The organism is Flavobacterium chungbukense (assembly GCF_020805785.1).
Classification (GTDB): Bacteria; Bacteroidota; Bacteroidia; order Flavobacteriales; family Flavobacteriaceae; genus Flavobacterium; species Flavobacterium chungbukense.
In genome coordinates, this window is the sequence record NZ_JAJGZV010000003.1 from 18,831 (window position 1) to 30,795 (window position 11,965).

The 11,965-nt window shown below is 31.9% G+C and carries 12 protein-coding genes; 7 read left to right on the plus strand and 5 right to left on the minus strand.

Annotated elements, in window-relative coordinates:
* Positions 1-65 precede the first annotated feature (65 nt).
* Positions 66-929 carry a sigma-70 family RNA polymerase sigma factor gene (locus LL966_RS10350; RefSeq protein WP_007804760.1) on the plus strand — a complete coding sequence of 288 codons (864 nt, stop codon included), beginning with the start codon at positions 66-68 and terminating at the stop codon, positions 927-929.
* Between the two features lie 412 nt (positions 930-1,341).
* Entirely contained in the window at positions 1,342-2,004 is a 663-nt protein-coding gene (rpe, locus tag LL966_RS10355) for a ribulose-phosphate 3-epimerase (RefSeq protein ID WP_229352968.1), read from the plus strand.
* Here rpe and LL966_RS10360 read toward each other — a convergent pair.
* Positions 1,981-2,766 carry a DNA/RNA non-specific endonuclease gene (locus LL966_RS10360; protein WP_229352969.1) on the minus strand — a complete coding sequence of 262 codons (786 nt, stop codon included), beginning with the start codon at positions 2,764-2,766 and terminating at the stop codon, positions 1,981-1,983. The genes rpe and LL966_RS10360 overlap by 24 nt on opposite strands.
* A 90-nt stretch (positions 2,767-2,856) precedes the next feature.
* A complete protein-coding gene (locus tag LL966_RS10365) occupies positions 2,857-5,040 on the minus strand; it encodes a carboxy terminal-processing peptidase (protein WP_229352970.1) in 2,184 nt (727 codons plus the stop codon).
* Positions 5,041-5,253: 213 nt separating this feature from the next.
* Here LL966_RS10365 and surE point away from each other — a divergent pair, with 213 nt between their 5' ends.
* From surE to LL966_RS10390, 5 genes are all read left to right on the plus strand, one after another.
* On the plus strand, positions 5,254-6,033 hold the full coding sequence (gene surE / locus LL966_RS10370) for a 5'/3'-nucleotidase SurE (RefSeq protein WP_229352971.1): 780 nt from the start codon (positions 5,254-5,256) through the stop codon (positions 6,031-6,033).
* Positions 6,026-6,295 carry a hypothetical protein gene (locus LL966_RS10375; protein ID WP_229352972.1) on the plus strand — a complete coding sequence of 90 codons (270 nt, stop codon included), beginning with the start codon at positions 6,026-6,028 and terminating at the stop codon, positions 6,293-6,295. Before surE ends, LL966_RS10375 begins: the two co-directional genes overlap by 8 nt.
* A gap of 66 nt (positions 6,296-6,361) precedes the next feature.
* Positions 6,362-7,477, plus strand: coding sequence for a lipid-A-disaccharide synthase (lpxB, locus tag LL966_RS10380; RefSeq protein WP_229352973.1), 1,116 nt, complete (start codon positions 6,362-6,364; stop codon positions 7,475-7,477).
* A 16-nt stretch (positions 7,478-7,493) separates the two neighbouring features.
* The gene (locus LL966_RS10385; RefSeq protein ID WP_229352974.1) at positions 7,494-7,979 is read left to right on the plus strand and encodes a C40 family peptidase; all 486 of its coding nucleotides are present in this window, start codon (positions 7,494-7,496) and stop codon (positions 7,977-7,979) included.
* Positions 7,980-8,029: 50 nt separating this feature from the next.
* On the plus strand, positions 8,030-10,063 hold the full coding sequence (locus LL966_RS10390; protein WP_229352975.1) for a ComEC/Rec2 family competence protein: 2,034 nt from the start codon (positions 8,030-8,032) through the stop codon (positions 10,061-10,063).
* A gap of 5 nt (positions 10,064-10,068) precedes the next feature.
* On the opposite strand, the gene LL966_RS10395 is transcribed toward LL966_RS10390, so the two are convergent.
* From LL966_RS10395 to LL966_RS10405, 3 genes are all read right to left on the minus strand, one after another.
* On the minus strand, positions 10,069-10,518 hold the full coding sequence (locus LL966_RS10395) for a thioredoxin family protein (protein WP_229352977.1): 450 nt from the start codon (positions 10,516-10,518) through the stop codon (positions 10,069-10,071).
* 269 nt (positions 10,519-10,787) lie between these two features.
* Positions 10,788-11,240: a thioredoxin family protein gene (locus tag LL966_RS10400; protein WP_229352978.1), complete on the minus strand. Its 453-nt coding sequence runs from the start codon at positions 11,238-11,240 to the stop codon at positions 10,788-10,790.
* 211 nt (positions 11,241-11,451) lie between these two features.
* On the minus strand, positions 11,452-11,919 hold the full coding sequence (locus tag LL966_RS10405; RefSeq protein ID WP_229352980.1) for a thioredoxin family protein: 468 nt from the start codon (positions 11,917-11,919) through the stop codon (positions 11,452-11,454).
* Positions 11,920-11,965 lie beyond the last annotated feature (46 nt).

Genomic DNA, 11,965 nt, shown 5'->3' on the forward strand with positions numbered 1-11,965 from the left:
TAACTTTTTTGATACTCTTTACGTATAACCATTTGTACACTTTAAAAAAATAGGGAGACAACAACATGAGACAACTTAAAATCACCAAGCAGGTAACGAATCGTGAAACTGCATCGTTAGATAAATATCTACAAGAAATTGGAAAAGTTGACCTAATTACCGCTGATGAAGAGGTAGAATTAGCACAAAGAATAAAGGCTGGTGATCAAAGAGCTTTAGAAAAACTAACAAAAGCCAACCTACGTTTCGTAGTATCTGTGGCTAAACAATATCAAAATCAAGGATTAACTCTTCCGGATTTAATTAATGAAGGAAACTTAGGTCTTATCAAGGCTGCTCAACGTTTTGATGAAACTCGTGGTTTTAAATTCATTTCTTACGCTGTATGGTGGATTCGTCAATCGATTCTTCAAGCTTTAGCTGAACAATCTCGTATTGTACGTTTACCATTAAATAAAATTGGTTCTATCAATAAAATCAACAAAATGTATGCGTTATTAGAGCAATCTAATGAGCGTCCGCCTTCTGCTGAAGAAATTGCAAAAGAACTTGATATGACTGTAAATGACGTGAAAGAGTCTATGAAAAACTCTGGACGTCACCTGTCAATGGATGCTCCTCTTGTTGAAGGAGAAGATTCTAACCTTTATGACGTATTACGTTCTGGGGAATCTCCAAATCCAGATAGAGAATTAATTCACGAATCTCTTCGTACTGAAATCGAGCGTTCTTTAGAAACATTAACTCCAAGAGAGGCAGATGTTGTTCGTTTGTATTTTGGTCTTGGCGATCAGCACCCAATGACTCTTGAAGAAATTGGAGAAACTTTCGACTTAACTCGTGAGCGTGTTCGTCAGATTAAAGAAAAAGCAATCCGCAGATTGAAACACACTTCTAGAAGTAAAATCCTTAAAACTTATTTAGGATAACAATATTAAATTTCAATATTTAAGATACCAAATTCCAATCTAATTGAGATTTGGAATTTAAACTTGGAATTTTACCGCAAACAACAGTTTGATTGACTGTTCGTTTTTTGATTGATGATTGAAACTCCGGCTGATTACCGGAGTTTTTTATTTTTAGCCGAAAATTTTTTTAATATATTGCGCATAATTTTTTTAACGCAAAGAACACAAAGGACTACCCAAAGTTCGCTAAGTTTTTGTTGTTAATTTTAAAAGCACACAGAAAACACAAAGCTTTGAGAACTTCATTTTCTTAATTAATTTCAAACAAAAACTTAGCTAACTTTGCGTAAAATCTTAGCGCTCTTTGCGTTTAAATTTCTGCACACAGCATAAAAAAATTATCTTTGTAAAAACAACACATAACTACATAATGAAAAATACATTTATCGCTCCTTCAGTTCTTGCAGCAGATTTTGCTAATTTACAACGTGATATTGAAATGATTAATAACAGCCAAGCTGATTGGTTTCATATCGATATTATGGATGGAGTTTTTGTTCCGAATATCTCTTTTGGAATGCCAGTTTTGGAAGCTATTTCTAAACACGCAAACAAATATATCGATGTACATTTAATGATTATTGATCCTGATCGTTACATTAAAACTTTTGCAGATTTAGGAGCAAACGGATTAACAGTTCACTATGAAGCTTGCACGCATTTGCACAGAACGCTCCAGGCGATTAAAGCAGAAGGAATGAAAGCTGGAGTAGCAATGAACCCGCATACCAATATCGACCTCTTAGAAGATGTCATAAATGATATTGACGTAGTTTGCATCATGAGTGTGAATCCAGGATTTGGAGGGCAATCGTTTATCGAAAACACTTATGATAAAGTAAAAAAATTAAAAGCATTGATTACGCGTAAAAATGCTTCAACACTAATCGAAATTGACGGTGGTGTTACCAGTAAAAACGCCAAACAATTAGTAGAAGCCGGCGCCGATATTTTAGTCGCAGGAAGCTTTGTCTTTAAAGCTCAAAACCCAACAGCAACAATTGAAGAATTAAAAGTCCTTACTACTTTTTAAGTTTTTAAGATTCGGAAAAAAATCAATTCCTGTCATTTTTTCTAAAGTTTCGATGGGAACAACGAAATCATAAATTGATTGGTCACTTTTTTCGTTTGGAACTAAAAAAGCAATTGCCTTGTGTTCTTTACCCGATTTAGCTAAAATAATTTTATAGAAATATTTAGGAACAGCGACTTTCTCTGTTCCTATTTTTTTATCTGAATCTGTGGCAATTCCACCCGTTACCACATAAATATCATTGTATTTTTCTGCCCAATAACGAGTCTTTTGCTCTATTCTATTCCAAATTCCAGCATTAAATTCTTTTTTCTGCGGAGAAATATTTGAGGTATAAAAAGTATCGTTATAAGCCTCCTTGCTAAATTCCATATCACCGGCAGGACAAAGATGTCCTTTATCATAACCAGATTTTTTATAATTTCTCCAATCAGCAGAACCTGTAGTTACTTTTGGGTCTTCTATGAAATAAGGTCTTTTAAAATCATTATTTTTTAAATATTCTTTTTTCAGTTCGTATGCAACCCATTCAGCCTGTTCAAATTTTTCATTGTAAGAAAGCGTATAATAATGATGCTTTACAACCTGTTTTGTTGTCGAAGTCGGCAGGTAAGCAACTGTATACATAGAATCCTTAGCACTATTATTTCCCTTAAACGAAACAACTTCTTCTCTAGTTATATTTTCATCGATTTCTTCTTTTTCCTTTTTACAAGACAACAGAACAAAACCCAACAACATTAGACCGATATAACTTTTCATAATAGCACTTTTAAGAAGTTAAACTTAAAAAAAACGCTCCATAAATTAAAATTTATAGAGCGTTTTTAAACAAATTAAATTCTTTTGAACTTAAGACTTCACTAATTTATCCTTTTTCATTTTAGGAGAAACGTTATTTTTTACCAATCCTTTTGTTTGCAAATCATCCAAAACATTTAAGGCTTCTTCTACATAAACATCTTTAGCCAAAGCTTGATGCCAAGCATCTCTTTTTTCTTTTAAAGAAGCATCGCTATTTGTTTCCGCTTCTTCGTAAGGAAGCGATTTGAAAACCAGATTATTTTTGTAATCTAAAATTGGTTTGTATTTTTTACCTTCATTTTCAACTTGTTCCTGAGTTGCTTTAAAACTATTAATATTTAAGCTATATGTATTTTCTTTGTTTTTAACATCGATCCATTTAGCATTATCATCAATTAATTTGAATTGAGCATTTTGAGCAATTCTATTTTTACTGTTTAAAATTGCTTTATTGAAGTTTTCACTAGAAGTCCAAGTAGTGTAATCTGCTGGGTCAATTTTATCCCAAGGCATTGCATTATCAATATCTCTTTCTCCCATTTTTAGGTAAGCATAACGATCTGGCATCACCACATCACTATGAACACCTTCTAACTGAGTTGAACCTCCATTAATTCTGTAAAATTTCTGCCCTGTAATTTTCAAAGCTCCAAGATCTCCATAATTCGCATTACGCACGAATTGATTTAAATCTAGTACATTTTGTACAGTTCCTTTTCCGTAAGTTTGTTTACTTCCGATAATTACTCCACGTTTGTAATCCTGAATTGCAGCTGCCAAAATCTCAGATGCCGAAGCAGAGAAACTGTTTACCATAATTACCAACGGACCATCCCATTCGATTTTTTTATCTTTATCATATAAAACTTCTTTCTTTTTACCAGCAGATTTTACCTGTACAATTGGTCCTTCTTCAATAAATAAACCAGCAATGTCAACTACTGTAGAAAGAGATCCACCTCCATCATCACGAACATCTAAAACAATTCCGTTAATGTTTTCTTTTTTCAATCTTTCTACTTCAAGCGCGATATCTTTTCCAGCATCACGTCCGTCTTTGTTTTCAAAATCGATATAGAATTTCGGAAGATAAATTACCCCATATTTTAAACCGTTTTTCTCAACTATACTAGATTTCGCATACGTTTCCTCAATTTCTACAACATCACGAATGATCGAAATTACTTTGATAGAACCATCTACTTTTTTAACTGTCAGTTTAACCTCAGTTCCTTTATGACCTTTAATTTTCTTTACAACATCATCCAAACGCATTCCAACAACATCAACTGGTTCCTCATTTCCTTGAGCTACTTTCAAGATTAAATCTCCAGCTTCTAGTTGTTTTCCTTTCCAAGCTGGACCTCCAGAAATCAATTCATCGATTTGAGTGAAATCATTTTTCTTAGTCAAACGAGCTCCAATTCCTTCCAATTTACCGCTGATGTTTACATCAAAACGATCTTTTTCTTCAGGAGCAAAATAGCTTGTATGCGGATCAAAACGAGCCATAATTGAATTCAAATACACAGAAAACCAATATTCTCTATTTAAATCCTTAATAACACTAAAGTTATCATCTAAAGATTTTAAAGAACTTTCGCGTGTTTCTTTTTCTAAAGCGTCAAAAGTTTTTTCCTTGTATTCAGGATCTTTTTTCTTCTTTTCCTCTTCAATTTTTTGTTTTGTCACCAATGAAGAAAGTGTAGATAATTTAATTTGTTTTCTCCATCTTTCATTGATTTCCGTTAAGTTTTTCGCATACGGAATATTCTCGTAATCAGCATTAAAAGTTTCGTCAACATTATAATTGAAAGGCTGAGCCAAAATCGTTTTATAACGTTTTTTACTTTCTTCCATACGTTTCATCAATCTAGTGTAAGTAAGATTGAAGAAAGTGATATCCTTATTCAAAAATTGATCATCAAGCATTAATTCGTACTGCTTAAATTCATCAATATCAGATTGAAGAAAGAATCTTTTTGACGGATCTAACGCATCAATATAATCTTTAAAAATACCTTTTGAAAATTCGTCATTTATTTCTGCTGGACTATAATGTCCTTTTTCAATAACAAATGCTAATAATTCTAAAAGTGTTTTATCTCTGTTCGGATCCGGATCAATTGTCCTATCGGCATTCATCTTAAAAGCGAATAATGTCAGCGACAAGCACAACACGGCTATAATTATCTTATAATTTCTTTTCATAAACTTTATAATAGCATTCATCAATTTTTTAATCTAAGTTACGTTAAAAACTATGCCACGATAGCTAACGTCACGATAATTTTTTGTTAAAGATATAAAAATGTTTAATTCGCAAAAAAGTTCTTTAACTTAGTTGACAAATTTTACATTATTTGTGACTTATCTCGAAGAATCTGTCACTACATTTGTTTTTAAAATCTTACAATTGTTAAAATTACACATAATATTCATAAAATGAAAGCCGAAAAACCTCTAATACTTGTTACTAATGACGACGGTATTTTAGCTCCTGGAATTAGAGCACTAATTAGTGTCATGGAAACAATCGGCGAAGTAATCGTCGTCGCTCCTGACAAACCTCAAAGCGCAATGGGTCATGCGATTACAATAAACAACACCTTGTTTTTAGATAAAATCTCAAAAGAAAGCGATCCAATTGCAGAATACAGCTGCTCGGGAACTCCTGTAGATTGCGTAAAATTGGCCGTAAATGAAATCTTAAAACGCAAACCCGATTTGTGTGTTTCTGGTATTAATCACGGCTCCAATTCTTCTATAAATGTAATTTATTCGGGAACAATGAGCGCTGCCGTCGAAGCAGGAATTGAAGGCATTCAATCGATTGGTTTCTCTCTATTAGATTTTGACTGGAATGCCGATTTTGAACAAATTAAATCTTTTGTAAAGAAAATTACTTTAGAAACCTTGGCTAATAAATTGCCTCCAGGAGTAGTTTTAAATGTGAATTTTCCAAAATTAAAAGAATCCGAAATAAAAGGCATTAAAGTTTGCCGTCAAGCGAAAGCATACTACGCGCAGAAATTTGACAAAAGACAAACTCCTTTTGGAAAAGACTATTATTGGCTTGCCGGAAAATTTATCAACGAGGATAAAGGTGAAGATACCGACGAATGGGCTTTAGAAAACGGCTATGTTTCGGTAGTTCCCGTTCAATTTGACTTAACTGCACACCACTCCATTCAACAACTTAATACTTGGAAATTAAATGATTAAAGAAATAGCAATCGGTTTTATAATCGGAATTTTTACAGCACTTTTAGGAAGTTATTTATTCATTACTTTTTTTACCACTTTTGATGTTTCCTCTGGACTTCAAATTATAAAAGAACAGGGATATCTTGGAAAAATAATCACTTTAGGAACACTTTTAGATCTTGCCGTTTTTGCCATTTTATTAAAAAGAAACAAAGAATTTATGGCTCGAGGCGTAATTTTAGCGGTGATTGTACTAGCAATTTCTACATTAATTGTTTAAAATCTTATCTTTGCTAAGTTCCCATTAATACGGAATTACAACTTTAGCACATTCAAAAAAACCAACATGAAATATTACATAATTGCAGGAGAAGCTTCTGGAGATTTGCACGGTTCGAACTTAATGAAAGCATTATACGTTGAAGATCCTGAAGCAGAAATTAGATTTTGGGGCGGCGATTTAATGCAAAAAGTGGGCGGAACTTTAGTTAAACACTATCGTGAATTGGCTTTTATGGGATTTATTGAAGTTGTTTTTAATTTGAAAACTATTTTAAACAATATCAAAATCTGCAAAAAAGACATTTCTGAATTTCAGCCAGATGTAATCATTTTTATTGATTATCCAGGTTTTAATATGCGAATTGCTAAATGGGCTAAAGAATTAGGATACAAAACACACTATTATATTTCTCCACAAATTTGGGCATGGAAAGAGAATCGTATTAATGCAATCAAACAGGATGTCGATAAGATGTTTGTTATTCTTCCTTTCGAAAAAAGCTTTTACGAAGACAAACACCATTTTCCAGTAGATTTTGTCGGACATCCATTAATTGATGCCATTCAGAATCAGCCTGCTTTTGATGAAGCTTTATTTAGAAAAGAAAACAATTTAGGCAAAAAACCAATTATTGCCGTTTTACCAGGAAGCCGTAAACAGGAAATTACCAAAATGCTAAGCGTCATGCTAAGCGTTGTAGATGATTTTCAGGATTATGAATTTGTGATTGCTGGCGCTCCAAGTCAGGAATATGAGTTTTATCAGCAGTTTCTAAAAAATAAAAATATTGCATTTGTTTCTAATAAAACCTACGATCTGCTTCGTTCATCGACAGCTGCTTTGGTAACTTCTGGAACTGCAACTCTTGAAACGGCACTTTTTAAAGTTCCTGAAGTAGTTTGCTATAAAGGAAGCGAAGTTTCGTATCAAATTGCAAAACGTATTATTACCCTAAAATATATTTCTCTTGTCAATTTAATTATGGATCAAGAAGTGGTGACAGAATTGATTCAAGGAGAATGCAATAAAAAACGAATCAAAGAAGAACTTCAGAAATTATTAGAGCCTCAATATCGTCATAAAGTACTTCAGAATTATGATATTTTAGAAGCAAAATTAGGCGGTGTTGGAGCAAGTAAAAAGACTGCAGAATTGATTGTAGCCGATTTAAAAAAATAAACTTAAAACTTACGTTTTGAAAAGAATCATCATTTTCCTGTTTTTAGCCGTTGCTTTTACTTCTTGTAAATCGACTTCTGGGGTAGCAACTAAAAGCGAATCAAAAAAAGAAAATAGAGCTTTAGTGAATACTCTAATTGAAAAAGCAACAGACAATATTGGTGTTCGTTATAAAGCTGGAGGAACTACAAGAAGTGGTTTTGATTGCTCAGGATTAGTTTATACTACTTTTCAAAGTGAAAATATAACACTGCCAAGGGCATCTTATGAGCAGGCAAAAATTGGAAAAGTGATTCCGCTAAATGATGCCAGAAAAGGCGATTTAATTTTCTTTAAAACCAATAAAAGCAGACAAATCAATCACGTCGGACTTATTACAGAAGCGAATTCTGATGAAATAAAATTTGTTCATTCTTCTACTTCTAAAGGAGTTATTATTTCTTCAACTAAAGAAGCGTATTATAAAAATGCCTTTGAACAAGTAAATCGAATACTTCCGTAAAATCATTTTTTTTATTATTTTTCTTACAAATTATTTAATACTTTTAAGCCATGAAAGTATTAGATTTTCCGTTAGTAAAAATTACAATTGCCTTTATATTTGGATTGATTTCCTCTTATTATCTTAATTTTTCAATTACAGCTGCATTAGCAATGATTTCACTATCATTTGCTCTATTTTGTTTTTCTTATTTGTGGAATTTAAAATACCGCAGAAATGATTTCTCATTTGGATTTTCAGCCCATTTTCTTGCTTTTTTTATTGGCTCGCTAACGTTATTGACCCATACAGAAAGTCTTCAAAAAACCAATTATGCACATTGCAAACCAGCATTTGAGAAAAAGCAACAGATAACTTTACTTCTCAGAGAAAAACTAAAGGGGAACGATTATAGCGATCGCTACATAGGTTTGATAAAATCTATTTCTGGGGAAAATTATTCAGGCAAAATTATCATCAATATTCAAAAAGATAGCGCTAAAAATAATCTGATAATTGGCAATAGCATTAAAATTCAAACTATTTTACAACGCACTCAATCCAATAAAAATCCGAATCAATTTGATTACAGTAAATATTTGGCCAACAAACAGATTTATGCTCAAATCTATTGCCAGAAAAAAGAAATATTTATCAATAAACAGATTCAAAAAGACATTTGGTATTATTGCGCCAAACTACATTCAAGAATACTTTCTAATCTTGAAAGATCAAAATTCAATAAATCAGAAATGAATGTCGCTCTGGCACTAATATTAGGCCAGCAGCAAGAAATTTCACAGGATATTATTCAAGATTATCAATATTCTGGAGCAACACACATTTTATCAGTTTCTGGCTTACACGTAGGTTTTATAATGCTTTTTATTACTTTTATTTTAAAACCAATTCCAAATACAAGTAAAGGATCATTTTTAAAACTGATTTCCATTTTAATCTCTTTATCAGGATTTGCCATCATTTCAGGTTTATCACCTTCAGTTTTAAGATCGGTTGTTATGTTTTCTTTCATTGCAATCGGAAACCACTTGCGAAGAAATGGAAACATCTATCATACGTTACTCGTTTCAATTCTCATTATACTTTTATTTGAACCTTATTTTTTATTCGATGTCGGATTTCAGTTAAGCTATTTGGCGCTGTTTTTCATTCTTTGGTTACAGCCGCTTCTAAAAAACATTTACACACCAAAAAACAAATTGACAAATTATATATGGGAGGCTTTAACTGTTTCATTTGCCGCTCAGATAGGCACATTACCTTTATGCCTTTACTATTTTCATCAATTTCCGGGCTTATTTTTTGTTACCAATATCATAATTCTTCCTGTTTTGTCTTTTATAATGATTGCAGGAATTATCGTAATGATTATTGCCATTTTTACAAATCCGCCATTATGGATAATAGTGATTTTTGAAAAAAGCATTTATCTTTTAAATCTTATGATACATGCAGTGGCTTCTGTAGATTCATTTGTTATTCAAAATATTAGTTTTAACTCGTATTATTTACTAACATTTTATCTTTTAATAATTGGCTCCATTATATGGCTAAAAAAACCAAATTTTACTAAAACAATATTCGTTATGAGTTCAGTTATTTTAGTACAACTCTCTTTTATTCTGTCAAAAATTGAGATTGAGAAGGAAAAAGAACTTATCGTTTATAACAAAAAAGACAATTCATTAATTTCCACCCGTATAGGAAATACTGTAGTGTTTTATAAAAGAGATACTAGTTATAAAAATGATTCGAATGATAGAATTATGAATTCTTATCTAGTAGGAAATTCGGCTTCTTTAAGTAAAATTGACCCCCTAAAAAACCTAATGTATTTTAAAAACAAGAAAATACTCTTAATTGACAGTTCGGGCATTTACCCTCCCAATTTATCGCCAGATCTTTTAATTCTTACTCAAACCCCAAAGATAAATCTAGACCGATTATTAACCCAAATACAGCCAAAAATGATAATAGCAGACGGATCAAACTCCAATTCTATTCAGAAATACTGGAAAGAAAGTTGTTTGAAAAAAAATATCCCTTTTCATTCAACGAAAGAAAAGGGATACTATAAATTGTAATTAGGTTATTCCTTATTTAATATCGAATTGCATTCAGATATCCAAGATTTGATACCCGCTTGATTATCCGAAATTAAACCTAGCTTATTAAAGCTTGTCTTTCCTTTTCTTAAATAAACTTCGGTCAGACAAACTTGAGGAATTTGTTCAACTCCAAAAGCATTTTTCAATCGTAGAGTTTGTTCTTTTATGTTTTCAGAAACTGTTGGATCAGAAAGATCGAGTTTTACTAAAATAACATTTCTACGTGACCAATCTTCAAAGTCTCGTGTAGCAAAAATTTCATTTTGAAATTTCTGTCCCACACCTTGACCTGTAAAAAAAATCAGCAATGGTTTTCTTTGCTCTGAGCTTACTGCAACAGCATCATTAATATCGGTTCTCCAAACTAAACCTTGAGAACGCACAAAAAAAGAGCTCAAAAAGAGCACTAAAATAAGTAGTTTTTGGAGCATAATAAAATTGGTTTTGGTTAAGTTAATATGACGAAAATAATATAAAAACCAAATTAAACTAATTATTTAACGAACAAAAAATGCTGATTTAATAATTAAAATCACATTGATAATAAACGAATCTTATTTTAATAATTTTTTAAAAAACAATACCATAAAAAATCAAATTCTCTGCCTTTGATTTTTTTTTAGACAAAAAAAATACCTCTCCGTCGGGGGACAAAGAGGTATCAAAAAAAAAAATTAAAATAAAAGTTAAAATGAAATCTTTATTCAGGCGGGTGTAAAATCGTATTCGATTCTGCAATCCAAGCTTTTGCCCCACCAGGCTTGTAAGCTATTTTCCCTAGGGCACTGAATGTTGTTTTGTTTTTTCTTACTGATGCCATGGCAAAGCATACTTCTGGCAGATCTTCTACACCAAATGCATTTTTTAATTTTACATTTTGCTCACGATCACTCTCAGAAGCGTTCATGTCTGATAAATCTAATTTTACTAAGATCACATTATCGCGTGACCAGACGGCAAAATCAGGAGTTTTAAAAATTTCGTTTTGAAGATTGTCTGGTACACCTGAGGCAGTGAATAAAATCAACATTGGTTTTTTTTGCTCATTACTAATTGCAATTGCGTCTGTCATACTAGTTCGCCAGGCTAGATTTTGCGCTTGCATAAAAAATGAACCCAAAAAAAACAGTAGGATAAGTAGTTTTTTGGTCATATAAATTGGTTTTGGTTAGATTAGCGAAACGAAATTAACATTATATTTTAATTTTCCAATTTTTATTAGCACAAAAAATACATTATATGTTTTTTTAATAACAATAAAATACAAAAATCACAATACAAATGAGCAAAAGAAATTTTTTTCTTACAAAACAAAAAAAGTCCTTTACAACAGTAAAGGACTTTTTACAATTTATTATTTTATTTTATGATTTCTTAGGATGAACAATTCCGTCTGCAACGGTTAACCAGGCAGAAGGACCTCCAGCAACATATCCTGTTTTACCAAGACCTTTAAAATTAACTTTTCCATCTTTAGATTCTGCGCTAGTGAAAAAAATTGTTGGAAAACCTTGAATTGCAAAAGCTTGCTGCAATTCCAGATTCTGATTCTTAAGTTCTGGCGTTTGAGGAACGGCTCTTGGATAATCTAACTCTACCAAAATCACATTTGTAGCTGCCCACTTTTTAAATTCTTCCGTCTTTAAAACCTCATTTTGCAAGCGAATACACCAACCGCACCAATCACTTCCTGTAAAAAACATTAACATCGGTTTTTGTTCTTTATTACTTACCGTAATTGCCTCTCTAACATCTGTATACCACTTTAACTCTTGTGCCTGAAGATTTAAAGCACCAAGCAAAATGAAAGTCACAAGTATTATTTTTTTCATAATGAGAAATTTTGACAAATTTATGCAAAAACTAATTACAATATAA